This window comes from Microvirga sp. 2TAF3 (genome assembly GCF_052114965.1).
In the GTDB taxonomy this organism is placed as follows: Bacteria; Pseudomonadota; Alphaproteobacteria; order Rhizobiales; family Beijerinckiaceae; genus Microvirga.
On the sequence record NZ_JBFRFT010000006.1, the window covers coordinates 99,475 to 112,868 of the forward strand.

General features: G+C 63.5%; 14 protein-coding genes. 5 read left to right on the plus strand and 9 right to left on the minus strand.

Annotation, left to right across the window (positions count from 1 at the left end):
• The first annotated feature begins 152 nt into the window (after window positions 1-152).
• From AB4Y97_RS08310 to AB4Y97_RS08320, 3 genes are read left to right on the plus strand one after another with little or no spacing between them, the layout of a single operon-like run.
• Window positions 153-1,049 (plus strand): polysaccharide deacetylase family protein, encoded by an 897-nt coding sequence (locus tag AB4Y97_RS08310; protein WP_441998555.1) that lies wholly within the window; start codon window positions 153-155, stop codon window positions 1,047-1,049.
• Window positions 1,049-2,107 carry a DmpA family aminopeptidase gene (locus AB4Y97_RS08315; protein WP_441998556.1) on the plus strand — a complete coding sequence of 353 codons (1,059 nt, stop codon included), beginning with the start codon at window positions 1,049-1,051 and terminating at the stop codon, window positions 2,105-2,107. Before AB4Y97_RS08310 ends, AB4Y97_RS08315 begins: the two co-directional genes overlap by 1 nt.
• 5 nt (window positions 2,108-2,112) lie before the next feature.
• A complete protein-coding gene (locus AB4Y97_RS08320) occupies window positions 2,113-3,081 on the plus strand; it encodes an isoaspartyl peptidase/L-asparaginase family protein (protein ID WP_441998557.1) in 969 nt (322 codons plus the stop codon).
• Window positions 3,082-3,131: 50 nt separating this feature from the next.
• Here AB4Y97_RS08320 and AB4Y97_RS08325 read toward each other — a convergent pair whose 3' ends face one another.
• The 6 genes from AB4Y97_RS08325 to aceA form a co-directional block, all read right to left on the minus strand.
• Window positions 3,132-3,869 (minus strand): ABC transporter permease, encoded by a 738-nt coding sequence (locus AB4Y97_RS08325; protein ID WP_441998558.1) that lies wholly within the window; start codon window positions 3,867-3,869, stop codon window positions 3,132-3,134.
• Window positions 3,866-4,804 (minus strand): ABC transporter ATP-binding protein, encoded by a 939-nt coding sequence (locus tag AB4Y97_RS08330; RefSeq protein ID WP_441998560.1) that lies wholly within the window; start codon window positions 4,802-4,804, stop codon window positions 3,866-3,868. The genes AB4Y97_RS08325 and AB4Y97_RS08330 overlap by 4 nt, the downstream gene beginning before the upstream one ends.
• On the minus strand, window positions 4,801-5,910 hold the full coding sequence (locus tag AB4Y97_RS08335) for an ABC transporter permease (protein WP_441998703.1): 1,110 nt from the start codon (window positions 5,908-5,910) through the stop codon (window positions 4,801-4,803). Before AB4Y97_RS08335 ends, AB4Y97_RS08330 begins: the two co-directional genes overlap by 4 nt.
• Before the next feature lie 154 nt (window positions 5,911-6,064).
• On the minus strand, window positions 6,065-6,976 hold the full coding sequence (gene osmF, locus AB4Y97_RS08340; RefSeq protein ID WP_441998561.1) for a glycine betaine ABC transporter substrate-binding protein OsmF: 912 nt from the start codon (window positions 6,974-6,976) through the stop codon (window positions 6,065-6,067).
• A gap of 191 nt (window positions 6,977-7,167) precedes the next feature.
• Entirely contained in the window at window positions 7,168-7,377 is a 210-nt protein-coding gene (locus AB4Y97_RS08345; RefSeq protein ID WP_441998562.1) for a DUF4170 domain-containing protein, read from the minus strand.
• Window positions 7,378-7,410: 33 nt separating this feature from the next.
• The gene (gene aceA, locus AB4Y97_RS08350; RefSeq protein ID WP_441998563.1) at window positions 7,411-8,730 is read right to left on the minus strand and encodes an isocitrate lyase; all 1,320 of its coding nucleotides are present in this window, start codon (window positions 8,728-8,730) and stop codon (window positions 7,411-7,413) included.
• 186 nt (window positions 8,731-8,916) lie between these two features.
• On the opposite strand from aceA, the gene AB4Y97_RS08355 reads away from it, so the two are divergent.
• The gene (locus AB4Y97_RS08355; RefSeq protein ID WP_441998564.1) at window positions 8,917-10,350 is read left to right on the plus strand and encodes a helix-turn-helix domain-containing protein; all 1,434 of its coding nucleotides are present in this window, start codon (window positions 8,917-8,919) and stop codon (window positions 10,348-10,350) included.
• A gap of 66 nt (window positions 10,351-10,416) precedes the next feature.
• Here AB4Y97_RS08355 and AB4Y97_RS08360 read toward each other — a convergent pair whose 3' ends face one another.
• The 3 genes from AB4Y97_RS08360 to AB4Y97_RS08370 form a co-directional block, all read right to left on the minus strand.
• A complete protein-coding gene (locus tag AB4Y97_RS08360) occupies window positions 10,417-11,316 on the minus strand; it encodes a hypothetical protein (RefSeq protein ID WP_441998565.1) in 900 nt (299 codons plus the stop codon).
• A 165-nt stretch (window positions 11,317-11,481) separates the two neighbouring features.
• Window positions 11,482-12,240 (minus strand): glutamine amidotransferase, encoded by a 759-nt coding sequence (locus AB4Y97_RS08365; protein WP_441998566.1) that lies wholly within the window; start codon window positions 12,238-12,240, stop codon window positions 11,482-11,484.
• On the minus strand, window positions 12,233-12,466 hold the full coding sequence (locus tag AB4Y97_RS08370) for a TerB family tellurite resistance protein (protein ID WP_441998567.1): 234 nt from the start codon (window positions 12,464-12,466) through the stop codon (window positions 12,233-12,235). Before AB4Y97_RS08370 ends, AB4Y97_RS08365 begins: the two co-directional genes overlap by 8 nt.
• A 406-nt stretch (window positions 12,467-12,872) precedes the next feature.
• Here AB4Y97_RS08370 and AB4Y97_RS08375 point away from each other — a divergent pair, with 406 nt between their 5' ends.
• Window positions 12,873-13,262, plus strand: a complete 390-nt coding sequence (locus tag AB4Y97_RS08375) for a response regulator (RefSeq protein WP_441998568.1) — start codon at window positions 12,873-12,875, stop codon at window positions 13,260-13,262.
• Window positions 13,263-13,394: the final 132 nt, after the last annotated feature.

Sequence of the window (13,394 nt, forward strand, 5' to 3'; positions counted from 1 at the left end):
CCGGTTTTCTGATGCAATCATGCGGCATTAAAAGAGTTGGAGCCGATCACGTTTCAAGAAGACATGATCGCCTCTAAATCACCGCCCGTCTTGAATCGTCGCGGCCGGCCATGCTCCGGCCCTCGTCAAGAACAAACATATGAGGAAAGCTCATGGACGACATCAGCAACCAGCCATGGAATTGGCAAGAAGAGACATGGCGCAACAAGGTCGATCATGTCCGCGCCGGTCGCCCCATGAAGCCTGCCCGATGGAAGAACGGAGCGCGCTGCGCCGTCGCCTTCTCGTTCGATTCGGACCATGAAACCAATGAATTGCGAGATGGCGGCAAATCCATCGGCCGCATGTCGCAGGGACAATACGGTCACCGCCAGGGCGTTCCGCGCATTCTCAACGCGCTCAAGAAATACGACGCCAAGGCCACCTTCTTCGTGCCCGCCGTCGCCGCCATGCTCTATGAAGACGAGCAGCGCCGTGTCGTGGCGGAAGGTCACGAGATCGGAATCCACGGCTGGATTCATGAGTTGAACAGCCAGCTTCCCTATGAGATCGAGCGCGACCTGATGTTCCGTGCCGCCGATACGCTGGAGCGGATCACCGGCACACGCCCCGTGGGCATGCGCACCCCATCCTGGGATTTCAGCGCCGATACCCTTCGCATCGAGCGCGAACTGGGCCTGCTCTACGATTCGTCCCTGATGGCCGACGACGATCCCTACGAACTGGTGGAAAAGGGCGATCCGACCGGCATCGTCGAACTGCCGGTGGAGTGGATCCGCGACGACGCGGTCTATTTCAACATGCATCGCTTCAACGGTCTGCGCCCGCACACGCCGCCGACCGCCGTCTATGACATCTTCTTCCGGGAGTTCGAGCGCGCCTATGAAGAAGGCGGGCTCTTCCTGCTCACCATGCATCCGCATGTGACCGGCTACCGTTCGCGCATCTGGATCCTGGAAAAGCTCCTGGCGGAAATCTCGCAGCGTTCCGACGTGTGGATCGCCACCCATGCGGACATCGCGGCTTACGTCAAAGCGGAATGTCCCTGATGAGCCAAGGCTTGCGCGCCCGCGATGCGGGCCTCGTCTGCGGCACGCTGCCGGCGGGCCCGCGCAACAGCATTGCCGATGTTCCGGACGTGCGGATCGGGCACCGCACCCTCGTTCATGGGGATATCCGCACAGGCGTCACCGCGCTGATACCCCATGGGGGCAATCTCTATCGGGACAAGCCCGTGGCCGCCGTCCATGTGCTGAACGGCTTCGGCAAGAGCGTCGGCCTGGTGCAGGTCGAGGAACTGGGCGTCATCGAGACGCCCCTCCTGCTCACCAACACGCTCTCGGTCGGTACCTGCTCGACGGCGCTGATCCGCCATGCCATCGCCGCCAATCCCGATATCGGCCGCGAGACGGCGACGGTGAACCCGGTCGTGTTCGAGTGCAATGACGGCTGGCTCAACGACATTCAGGCTCTTGCCGTCACCGAAGACGATGCCCGCATCGCCCTTGAATCGGCCTCATCCGATTTTGCGGTCGGCGCCGTGGGGGCCGGCTGCGGCATGAGTACTTTCGGCTTCAAGGGTGGTATCGGCACGGCCTCGCGCCGCCTCGATCTCGACGGCGAAAGCTTTCATCTTGGCGTGCTCGTCCTCTCCAATTTCGGTCGCGCGGGGGACCTGCGCCTTCCCGACGGGACGAATATCGCGCCGGATATGTCAAGGGAAGCGAAGGTGGAGACGGAGAAGGGCTCCATCATCATCATCGCAGCCACCGATGTTCCGCTCAGTGACCGGCAGCTCAAGCGCGTCATCCGCCGCTCCGGTGTCGGCCTCGCCCGCCTCGGCTCCTTCTGGGGCCATGGCAGCGGCGACGTCGCACTCGGATTTTCCACAGCTAATACCGTGCGCCACGACGAGAAGGCGGCGTTGATCGAGCAGCGCGTATTCAACGAAAACCGCATCGATCTGCTGTTCGAGGCGATGGCCGATGCCACGCAGGAAGCCGTGCTCGATGCCCTCGTCGCCGCCGGGTCGATGATCGGCCGCGCCGGCCACCATCGTCCTGGCCTCGCCGACGCCCTGAAACATCTTCCCTCAAGAGAAGCGTGAGACCCATGACCACCACATCCGACAACGATTTCGTCCTTGCCATCCATGGCGGCGCAGGCACGATCCTGCGCAGCAAGATGACGCCGGAGCGCGAGGCCGCCTATCACGCCGGCCTGCGCCGCGCGCTCGATGCCGGCCGCACCGTTCTGGCCGATGGCGGAGCGGCGCTCGATGCCGTGACCGCCGCCGTGATGGCGTTGGAGGACGAGCCCCTGTTCAACGCGGGTCGCGGCGCGGTCTATACCTCCGCCGGCAAGCAGGAGATGGACGCGGCCATCATGGATGGGCGCGACCGCGCGGCGGGCGCCATCGCGGGCATCTGCGGCCCCCGCAACCCCATTCTGGCCGCCCGGGCCGTGATGGAAAAATCCGACCACGTCTTCCTCATCGGCGAAAGCGCCATGCAATTCTGCCGCGCGCAGGGCCTGGCCTTCGAGGAATCATCCTATTTCTACACCGATCAGCGCTGGAACGCCCTGCAGGAGACCCTGGCGATGCGCCGGAGCGGCGCGGATGATCAGGACGAATCCCGCAAGCACGGCACGGTCGGCGCCGTGGCCCGCGACCGCAAGGGCAATCTGGCGGCGGCGACCTCGACCGGCGGCATGACGGCAAAATCCCCCGGCCGTGTCGGCGACAGCCCGGTCATCGGCGCGGGCACCTGGGCCGACAACGAGACCTGCGCGGTCTCGGCCACAGGTCATGGGGAGATCTTCATCCGCTACGCCGCGGGCCACGAGATCGCCTCTCTCATGCGCTATGCCGGACGCAGCCTCGAGGAGGCCTCTCGCGCCGTCGTCGTGGACATGCTGGCGCCGGCAGGCGGCTCGGGCGGCGTGATCGCCGTCGGTCGCGATGGGTCGGTCTCCCTGCCCTTCAACTGCTCCGGCATGTATCGCGGCGTCGTGCGCGGCGATGGCGTGCTGCGCACGGCCATTTATGACGAGCCGCTCATGGACTTCGCCAAGGACTGAGCCTGCAAGAACTGATCCTGCTCCGATGAGCCCGCCTCAGCCCGGCGGGCTCATCGGCCGAGCCTTCGGGCAACGGCCCGTTCCAGCGTCATCAGCGCATCGTGGATGAGAGCGGCGAGGAGTGCGACCACGAGGCCGCCCTGCAGAATGAAGGCTACGTTATTCGATTGGAGTCCGGCGATGATGACTTCGCCGAGCCCCTTGGCAGCCACCGTCGAGCCGATCGTGGCGGTGCCGAGATTGATAACGACGGAAAGACGAATGCCGGCGAGGATAACGGGAAGGGCGAGAGGCAGCTCCACTTCGAAGAGCCGCCGGCGCGGATTCATGCCCATGCCCTTGGCCGCTTCGAGGGTGAGCGGCGACACCTGTGTCAGACCGCTGAGCGTGTTCTCGAAGATCGGCAGAAGGCCGTAAAGAAACAAAGCGATGAAGGTCGGCGCTTCGCCGAAACCGACGAGAGGAACGGCGACCGCGAGCACCGCGACGGGTGGAAAGGTCTGGCCGATATTGACGAGACTGCGGGAGAGCGGAAGAAACTCGATTCCCGAAGGACGGGTTACGAACACGCCAAGCAGCACGGCGATGATAGTGCTGGCCACGACGGCGCCGAAGACCGTTCGCAGATGCGAAAGCGTCAGGGAGAGCAGGCTGCTCTGATTGTAAATCGCCGGCGCGCCGTGTTCGGTCAAAGGCTCAAAGACGAACGCAAAAAGCTGCGGCGCGACGATGAAGGTCACGAGCAGCATGAGCGCCGCAATGCGCGCGATGACCGGCCACAGCTTCATGCCGGCTGCCGCCCGTGAGCGAGAATGCCGCCGATGCTGACCCGGCCGAGAATGGCTCCGGACGAATCCGCCACCGGCAGGGTGTCATGGCCCGTCCAGACCAGCCGGGAGAGCGCATCGCGAAGGTTGGTCGAGGCATCGATGGGCTCGCCGCCGACAGCGCCCGGCTCAATCGCATCGCGCACCCTGGCGAGCGACAGGAGCTGGAACGGCCGGTCCGCAGTACCGACGAGGCGCTCGACGAACCCCTCGACGGGATGTGACAGCAATTCGGCCGCCGTGCCGTATTGCAGCAGGCGCGCTTCGTCCATCACCGCGATCCTGTCGCCGAGATGGAAGGCTTCCTCCATGTCGTGGGTGACAAGGACGATGGTGGTGCCGAGACGGCGCTGGATGGCGAGCAGATCGTCCTGCGCCTTGCTGCGGATCACCGGATCGAGCGCTCCGAAAGGCTCGTCCATGAGAAGCAGAGCGGGCTTCGCCGCCAGCGCCCGCGCAACCCCCACACGCTGCTGCTGCCCTCCCGACAGTTCATGCGGATATTTTTCGGAAAATTCAGCCGGATCGAGCTGGAATAGATGCAGCAGCTCCTCGACCCTTTCCGCAATGCGCCTGGAATCCCAGCCCAGCAGGCGCGGCACGGTGGCGATGTTGCCGAAAACCGTGCGATGCGGAAAAAGGCCATGCCCCTGAATGACGTAACCAATGCTATGCCTGAGTTCGTCCTCAGGGATCGCCATCGTGTCCTGCCCATCAATCAACACACGGCCGGAACTCGGCTCGACCAGCCGATTGATCATGCGAAGCAGTGTCGACTTGCCTGCGCCCGACGTGCCGACGACCACCGTGATGGTGCCCTCGTCCACACGCATGGTGACGTCGTCGACGACGACCGTATCCCCGTAGCGTTTGCTCAGATGCTCGATCTCGATCATGGGCCGGTCCTTTTCGTCAGATCGATGACGGCGTCGAGAATGACGGCCGCGGCAAAGGCCAGAGCCACCGTCGGGATTGCGCCCAGAAGCACGAGATCCATTGCCGTCTGGCCGACGCCCTGGAAGATGAAGGTGCCGAAGCCCCCTCCCCCGATGAGCGCCGCCACGGTGGCAAGGCCGAGGTTCTGCACCAGCACGATGCGGATGCCCGTGAGGATGATCGGGAATGCCAGAGGCAGCTTGACCTGCATCAACCGCTGGCGGCGCGACATGCCCATCCCGCGCGCCGCATCGACCACGGGCGCCGGGACCTGATCGAGGCCGACGACGGTGTTGGCAACGACGGGCAGCAACGAATAGAGAAACAGCGCCACGAAGGCCGGAGCGGCACCGATGCCGCGAATGCCCATCGCGGCGGCAAGCGGCACGGTTGCCGCGACATAACCCAACGGCACCATGAGCATGCCGAACAGGGCGATGCTCGGGATCGTCTGCACGATGTTGAGCACCTGAAGCGTCGCGCCTTTTAGGGCCTGCACGCGATGACACAGAATGCCGAGGGGCAAGCCGATGGCCGTGGCGGCAGCCAGCGAACCGAGAGCGAGGAGTACATGCTGCTCCGCCTCGCGCCAGAAGCTTTCGGCGCGCGTCGTGTATTCCTTGAGCAGGGACAGGTTGTGCCATGCTCCCGACAGAAGCAGGAGCGCTACCGCGGCGGCTGCGATGGCGAGCGCAGCGAGCCGCGCCCACGGACCGAAGCGCAGACGCGTCAGGGAATCCGCCACGAGCAGCCCGAAAGCCAGCGCAAGAAGCCAGAACCCGAGCGCGGGCGACACCCGCGCGAAGGTGTTGTCCGCGGGCGTGACGAAGCCGGCGGACAGGCCGACCACGGGGAAGATGACACTTAAGCCCATCGTGGCTGCCGCAAGCCGCGCGGCCGGCTTGCGCACGAAGGCCGCGATGAGCGCGATGCCGAGCGCGAGAACCATCACGCCGATGGCGAACATCGTCGGCAGCGCCTGGAGCAGCATGCGCGGCTCGCCCGCCACGATCCGGTTGGCGCGGTAGGTCACGAACGGCGCCGCGAACAGCGCGACGCCGATCATGAGAGCAACGACGCTGCCCAGACGATCGAGCGAAAGGGCAGGACGCGGCGACGATGCGCCGAGCGCACTCGCTTGGGCGGCGGACGCGTTCACGATCGGCTTTGCTTCCCTCGAATTCCGGTGCTGATTCAAAGCCTTCTCGGCATTCGGCTGATCACTTGAGGAAGCCTTTGGACTTCAGATAATCCGAAGCGACTGCCTTGGCCGCCTCGCCGCCGACCTGAACACGGGCGTTGAGGTTCTGCAAGGTGGTGAGGTCGAGGGATTCGAAGACCGGCTTCAGCATGTCGGCGATTTTCGGATTCTCCTTCAGCACCGCTTCGCGGATGATCGGGGCCGGCGCATAGACGGGTTGGACGCTCTTGTCGTCCGCCATCACCACGAGGCCGGAAGGCGCGATGCCGCCATCGGTGCCGTAGACCATGGCCGCATTGGCCTTGTTGGTCTGCTCCGCAGCCGCCTTGATCGTCGCCGCCGTATCGCCGCCGGACAGGACGATGAGCTGCTCGGGCTTCATCTTGAAATCGTAGGCGGCCTGGAAGGCGGGCAGCGCCGCGGCGGAATTCACGAATTCGGCGGACGCGGCAAGCACCACATTGCCGCCACCCGAAACCCATTTGCCGAAATCAGACATGCTGGCGAGCTTGTTCGGCCCCGCCACATCCTTGCGCACGGCGATGGCCCAGGTGTTGTTCGCCGGCGAGGGTGTGAGCCAGACGATCTTGTTGGCATCGTAATCGAGTTTCTTGGCGGCCTCGTAGCCCTTGGCCGCGTCCTTCCAGAGCGGGTCGTCGGCCTTATTGAAGAAGAAGCCGGCATTGCCCGTATATTCAGGATAGATGTCGATCTCGCCGGCGGTGATCGCCTTGCGCACGACCGGCGTTGCGCCGAGCTGGATCCGATCCTGCGTTTTGATGCCGTTGGCGTTAAGTACCTGCAGGATGATGTTGCCGAGAACCGAACCCTCGGTATCGATCTTGGAAGAAACGACCACATCGGCTTTCGCGGCGGCGACCGACAGGCCCAAGGCCAGGGCAACGGTCATGGATTTCAGGACAGCTTTCATCAGACGACCCTTTCGGAAGCTCCGGCGATCCGGAATTCCTGTTTTAGGGCTGGTTCCGCTCTCCGACAGGCCTTTTCTTCATCAATCCCCTGCAACTCAGTTCAACAATGGTTGACGCGATCAACCCGCTACCCGGCCACACCGGCCAGGAGCGGGTCCGAAAATCGTTCAGAAACGACCCGTCGACGGCTTTATGCCGTCAGGCCTGCATGCGGCTCCTGGGCGATGGTGAAGCGCACCTGGGCCTGGGGCCGGTGATCCTCGGACAGGTAGCGCCAGGTCCGCTCGGCATCGCTGCGCGTCTCGAAGGGGCCGACGACCCGTTCCGTGCCCTGAACCAGTTGTTCGAATTCGGTGGAGGTGTATTCGCCGCCGACCACCCAGTAACGAGGCTTATGCATGGCTGTTCTCCTTATCGAAAGGTTGGTTTGAGCTCACTCCGCCGCCTGGAGCTTGGCCGAGCTTTGGAATTGCGCGGTCTCGGTCGAATCGCTCATGGCAGTGGTCGAGGATTTGCCGCCCGTGAGCGCCAGTGAGACCTGATCGAAATAGCCGGTGCCGACCTCGCGCTGGTGGCGTGTGGCGGTATAGCCATCGGCCTCGGCCGCGAATTCACGCACCTGGAGTTCGGAATAGGCGCCCATGCCCCGCTCGCGGTAGCCGCTCGCCAGATCGAACATGCCGAAATTGAGCTGGTGGAAGCCGGCCAGCGTCACGAACTGGAACTTGTAGCCCATGGCGCCGAGTTCGCGCTGGAATCGCGCGATGGTGGCGTCGTCGAGCTTCTTCTTCCAGTTGAACGAAGGCGAGCAGTTATAGGCGAGGAGCTTGCCCGGATAGCGCTTGTGGATCGCCTCGGCGAAGGCCCGCGCATCGTCGAGATCCGGATGCGAGGTCTCCCACCACAGGAGATCCGCATATTCCGCATAAGCGAGGCCGCGGGCGATGCAATGATCGAGGCCGGTGCCCTCCTTCAGGCGGAAGAAACCTTCCGGCGTGCGGCTGTCGGGCTCGATGAAGGGGCGGTCGCGCTCGTCCACATCGGAGGTGATCAGGCGTGCCGATTCCGCGTCCGTGCGTGCCATGATGAGGGTTGAGGTCCCCATCACGTCCGCGGCGAGCCGCGCGGCGACGAGATTGCGCTCATGGGCCGAGGTCGGGATCAGAACCTTGCCGCCGAGATGGCCGCACTTCTTCTCCGAGGCGAGCTGGTCCTCGAAATGCACGCCCGCCGCGCCGGCCTCGATATAGGCCTTCATGATCTCGAAGGTGTTGAGCGGCCCGCCGAAACCGGCTTCCGCATCGGCGACGATGGGCAGGAACCAGTCCCGCTTCGCCCCACCCTCCGCATGTTCGATCTGGTCGGCCCGTTGCAGGGTGCGGTTGATGCGGCGGCACAGTTCCGGGCCGGAATTGGCCGGATAGAGCGACTGGTCGGGATACATGGCGCCCGCGACGTTCGAATCCGCCGCCACCTGCCAGCCGGAGAGATAGATCGCCTCGAGCCCGGCGCGGGCCATCTGCATGGCCTGGTTGCCAGTCATCGCGCCGAGCGAATGAACGTAAGGGCGCTCATGCAGAAGCTGCCAGAGCCGGTGCGCGCCGCGCTCGGCGAGGGTCTGGGCAATCGTCACCGAGCCGCGCAGCCGCAGCACGTCGTCGAGCGAATAGGGACGGCGGATACCGTCGAAGCGTCCCGCCGGGGCGGAGGCAAAGAGCTCGTCGAACGAACCGGGGATCGTCGAGGCGGTCATCGCGTGTCCTTCCATTTACATTCATTGACAAATGCTGCCTTCAGTTCACAATCCGACATGTGCGAAGGGCATGCATCGACAGTAACAACCAAGGACGGCGATGTTTCAACGCTTGTTTTTGAAAGAAAAGTCGCTCTGTCACAACACGACAAAACCGGTTCTGTAAACTTGTAAAGTTATTTACAAATGGATGAGAGCAGGAAGCTTTTCGTCGGCCCCCGTCTCAAACGCCTGCGGCGCGAGCGGAATCTGAGTCAGGCCGGCATGGCCGAGGAGCTCGGGCTCTCGCCGAGCTATCTCAACCTGATGGAGCGTAACCAGCGCCCGATCACGGCGCAGGTCCTCATCCGGCTCGCCCATGCCTATTCCCTCGACCCGCGCGAATTCGCCACCGACGATACCGAGCGCACGGTCTCGGAACTCGATGAGGTCTTCACCGATCCGCTCTTCCGAAGCACGCCGGTCTCGCGCCTCGAACTGCGCGAGACCATCGAGAGCGCGCCCAGCCTGGTCGACGCAGTCAACCGACTCTACCGCGCCTATGTGGCCATGCGCGGTGCACGGGAAGCGCAGACGCCCGATCTGAACGATCGCGACCGGGCCGAGGATGCGCCGCAGGACAATCCGGTCGATCGTGTCAGGCATCTCATCCAGGAGGCAAGAAACTACTTTCCCGAACTCGACGAAGCGGCGGAAACCCTGGCCTCCGATCTTCAGGTGACGGGGCACGAGCCCTTCTTCGCCATCGCGGAGCGCCTGCGCGCGAAACACGGCATCCGCGTGCGGGTCATGCCCATCGACGTGATGTCCGACTCACTGCGCCGTTATGACCATCATCGCCGGCAGCTTCTCATTTCCGAAATGGTCGACCCTTCCGGACGCACCTTCCAGGCCGCCTATCAGCTCGCTTTCGCCGAGATGCGGCAGACCATCGACGATCTCTCGATACGCCTGGAGCCGGCCGACGGGCCGGCGCGGCGGCTTCTGCGGGTCTCTCTCGCCAATTATTTCGCCGGTGCTCTGATGATGCCCTATGGCAAGTTTCACGCGGCGGCCGAGACGCTCGGATACGACGTGGATATACTCGGCTCCCGGTTCGGCGCGAGCTTCGAGCAGGTGGCTCACCGTCTGACGACGCTCGCCCGCCCCGGCGCGCGCGGCATCCCCTTCTTCCTGGTGCGTGTGGATTCCGCGGGCAATGTCTCGAAGCGCTTCTCGTCGGGGCGTTTCCCGTTCTCGCAATATGGCGGCACCTGCCCGCTATGGAACGTGCACGCCACCTTCAAGACGCCCGGACAGGTGGTGACGCAGATCATCGAGCTGCCCGACGAGTCCCGCTGGTTCTCGGTGGCGCGCGCCGTCAAGCGGGCCTCGACGGCATGGGGCATGCCCGATCCGCAATTCGTCGTGGGCTTAGGCTGCGAGTTAAAATACGCCCATCGCCTGGTCTATGCCCGCGGGCTCGACCTGACATCGCCCGACCCGACGCCGATCGGCATCAATTGCCGTCTCTGCGAGCGGGTCGCCTGCCCGCAGCGCGCCGCGCCCCCGCTGATGCATGCGCTGATCGTGGACGAGATGAAGCGGGGCGTGTCGCCGTTCGAGTTCGACCCGACCTGATGCGCGCCCAATGCTTTAGCGCATCGTGCGGAAAAGTGGACCCGGTTTTCCGCCCCGGACGATGCTCTAGAACCGCATGCTCAGGCCGATGATAGGTCCATGGATGAGCATGTCGAATTCGTAGCGCGTCCGACCCTCGCCTTTCACGTAATCGACAGAGAGGGCCCGGTAGCCGATCACGCCCGAGAAGGTGATGCCCCGATAGATGCCGAAATCGACGCCGTATCCGGCAACGGCCTGCCAGGAGAATTTGCTTCCCACCCCGAACCCGCCGATATCGCCGCGCAGGAAGAGTTCCTGCCCAGGCGCCAGTGCATAGCGCATCCTTGCCCCGATGATCGGATCGACCCAATCGACCGAACCGGACCGGGCAATGGCGCGCCCGCCCACGAGTTCGAGATCGCCCGCACCGATGGTGCCGACGAGGTCGAAGGACAGATCCGCCTTCTGATACCAGTAGCGCGCGCCTGCGGTGAGATCGAACGACAACGGTCCCGAATGCAGGATTTCGTAGGCCGCTCCCCCTTCGATGATGGCCATCTCGACATTCATGTCGAGAGCGGCCCCGAGCGTTCCGCTGACGCCCGGCGCGAGAGTTCGCGTCCTGACGTGGCTGCCAGACACGCCAACCTTGCTCCAGACCACATCGCCATAGAGAGCAAGCGGACCGTTGCGCGCCTCGAAATCGCCCATCAGGGCGAGGAGGGTATCGCTCTCCTCGACGATATCGATGAAGCTCGCATTGACCTTGACGGTCCGTCCCCGCACGGTCTGTTTGCCGGTCATGGCGGTCAGCCAGCCATAGGGAACGAAGCGATAGGTCCAGAGACTGGCGGGCTGACCCGGAGCGGCGACAACCGGTTCCTGTGGCGCCGGTCCGAGATCCGCGGCAAGGCCGGCTCCCGTACTTCCCAGAAGAGCCGCGGCACTCAGCAAAAGCCGCCTACGATCACGAGCCTGCAACATCAATTTCTCCCTCGGGGAAGAAAGCAAGAGCTCGGCAATTAGAATCCGCGTCGACAATCCGGTCCAGTGCCCAACGGCAGCATGGACCCGCCCGCACAGGTTCTTCCGGGTGAGAGGACCGTCATGCACGATCCGGCCATCCGACCAGCCGGGGACATGAAAATCTCACACGGGCGAGCGGGGCGAAGGTCGTCCGGATGCGGGCTTTTCCGGATCGAGCCAGTGATCGAGAAACAGATCGAGCCAGCGCGATACGTGGGGATCGTAGAGGAAGCGCCCTTCGATCTGCCGCGCCCGATCCTGCGCGCCCGGCAGGGCAAGCCGCTCCGCCGCCCGGACCGTCCAGCGGCAGATCATGGCATGCGTGACCTCCGGGTGAAATTGGAGACCATAGGCGGCGCTACCGGCGCGAATGGCCTGGGTCGGAAAATCGTCGCCCGTTGCAAGCATGTCCGCGCCCGACGGACAGTCGAAACCCTCCCGGTGCCAATGATAGACATGGGTCGGCCAGGGCACGCCCCACGTTTCGCTCAAAGCGGCGCCGGCGGCGGTCGGCAGCAGCGGATAATAGCCGATCTCGGCCCGCCCGTCGGGATGCTCCCAGACCCGCGCGCCGAGATGCTTGGCCAGCATCTGCGCCCCGAGGCACAGGCCGAGATAGGGCCTGTTTTCCCTCAGGGGCACCTCGATCCAGTCGATTTCGGCCTTGATGAAATCGTCCGGATCGTTGGCGCTCATCGGCCCGCCGAAGATGATCGCGCCCGCATGCTCCGCGAGAGTTTCCGGCAGCGGATCGCCGTAGCGCGGCCGACGGATATCGAGCCGGTATCCTCGCTCCTGCAAGAGACGGCCGACCCGTCCCGGCGTCGAATGCTCCTGATGCAGGATAATCAGGACCGGCGCTTTGGAAGGCTGCTTAGACATGGGCCTGATCCGCCATGAGGTTTTTCAGGGCTTCGCCCTTGATGGCGGCGAGAGTTTCCGCGGACAAGCCGAGGAGACGCCCCATGCGCCAGATGAGATCGTCCTCGAATTCATGCACGACGCCATCGATGGCCGCGACCCGATAGGCAAGAGCCAGCAACCGGGGGCGCTCATCGGGACCGATTGTTTGATCGAAAAGGTCGCGGAAGCGTGAAATCAGGCACATGATCCGATTATTCAGGAGAGGATGACATTTCCGCAAGAGGCGGCGTCATGCCGGATCTCGCCTCTATAGGCTCAAGCTGTCACCGATTGGGCGGCCTCGGCCAAGGAGACGGACCGGCAAAACGGCCCGCCCCTGTGCGTTGAACAAAATTAACATATTGAAAGTATTGCTATTTATCCATTTTTACCCTTTGCAACGCCAGGCCTGCGATCCTTGACGCATCCGGCGAATAGCGTCCGAATCGAAGAGCTGGCGGCATTGACCATATCTATGCGGCGGGAGCATCCTTTGGTGCAGGGCTTGAAGATGTTACAAGTTATTGATTCTAGGCTATGCTTGAGGCATTGCTGAGATCGTTGTCCCGGCACCGAGAGTCCGACGGCGCCATTCGAGAGAAAGTGAAGCTGTGACCGAAAGCCTGACGAGTGGCGGCGATCTCAATGGCCTGCGTATCCTGGTAGTGGAGGACGAAGCCGCGATCTCCCTCCTTCTTGAGGATATGCTGCTCGACTTCGGCTGCGAGGTCATCGGTCCGGCAGCGCGTCTCTCGGTGGCCCTCGACGCAGTCGCTCGCGAGAAGGTCGATCTCGCCATTCTCGATGTGAATGTCGCCGGCGAGCCAATCTATCCGGTGGCGGAAGCCCTGGCGCAGCGCTCGATCCCCTTTGTGTTCTCGACCGGCTACGGAAGCGCAGGCATTCGCGATGCATTCCGGGATCGCCCGGTCTTGCAAAAGCCTTTCGCTCAGAATGATCTGAAGCAGAAATTGCTGATCGCCCGAGGCGCCGTGATCTAACGGCGAGACCTTCCTGGTCCTTTATTGTTTCGGCCCCACTCATCATGTGCGGGGAAACACTTCCAGGAGCATCCGAATCTTCTTTAAAGATACCATTCCCTGAAGTAAGCTCCGCCTTACTTCAGATATGTT

What these genes read in the sequence shown, in the direction of transcription:
- AB4Y97_RS08360 (WP_441998565.1), bottom strand. Translation starts at nt 11,316, where the DNA reads ATGTTGCAGGCTCGTGATCGTAGGCGGCTTTTGCTGAGTGCCGCGGCT.
- AB4Y97_RS08315 (WP_441998556.1), top strand. Translation starts at nt 1,049, where the DNA reads ATGAGCCAAGGCTTGCGCGCCCGCGATGCGGGCCTCGTCTGCGGCACG.
- AB4Y97_RS08370 (WP_441998567.1), bottom strand. Translation starts at nt 12,466, where the DNA reads ATGTGCCTGATTTCACGCTTCCGCGACCTTTTCGATCAAACAATCGGT.
- AB4Y97_RS08365 (WP_441998566.1), bottom strand. Translation starts at nt 12,240, where the DNA reads ATGTCTAAGCAGCCTTCCAAAGCGCCGGTCCTGATTATCCTGCATCAG.
- AB4Y97_RS08310 (WP_441998555.1), top strand. Translation starts at nt 153, where the DNA reads ATGGACGACATCAGCAACCAGCCATGGAATTGGCAAGAAGAGACATGG.
- AB4Y97_RS08320 (WP_441998557.1), top strand. Translation starts at nt 2,113, where the DNA reads ATGACCACCACATCCGACAACGATTTCGTCCTTGCCATCCATGGCGGC.
- AB4Y97_RS08330 (WP_441998560.1), bottom strand. Translation starts at nt 4,804, where the DNA reads ATGATCGAGATCGAGCATCTGAGCAAACGCTACGGGGATACGGTCGTC.
- AB4Y97_RS08335 (WP_441998703.1), bottom strand. Translation starts at nt 5,910, where the DNA reads ATGATCGGCGTCGCGCTGTTCGCGGCGCCGTTCGTGACCTACCGCGCC.
- osmF (WP_441998561.1), bottom strand. Translation starts at nt 6,976, where the DNA reads ATGAAAGCTGTCCTGAAATCCATGACCGTTGCCCTGGCCTTGGGCCTG.
- AB4Y97_RS08325 (WP_441998558.1), bottom strand. Translation starts at nt 3,869, where the DNA reads ATGAAGCTGTGGCCGGTCATCGCGCGCATTGCGGCGCTCATGCTGCTC.
- AB4Y97_RS08345 (WP_441998562.1), bottom strand. Translation starts at nt 7,377, where the DNA reads ATGCATAAGCCTCGTTACTGGGTGGTCGGCGGCGAATACACCTCCACC.
- AB4Y97_RS08355 (WP_441998564.1), top strand. Translation starts at nt 8,917, where the DNA reads ATGGATGAGAGCAGGAAGCTTTTCGTCGGCCCCCGTCTCAAACGCCTG.
- aceA (WP_441998563.1), bottom strand. Translation starts at nt 8,730, where the DNA reads ATGACCGCCTCGACGATCCCCGGTTCGTTCGACGAGCTCTTTGCCTCC.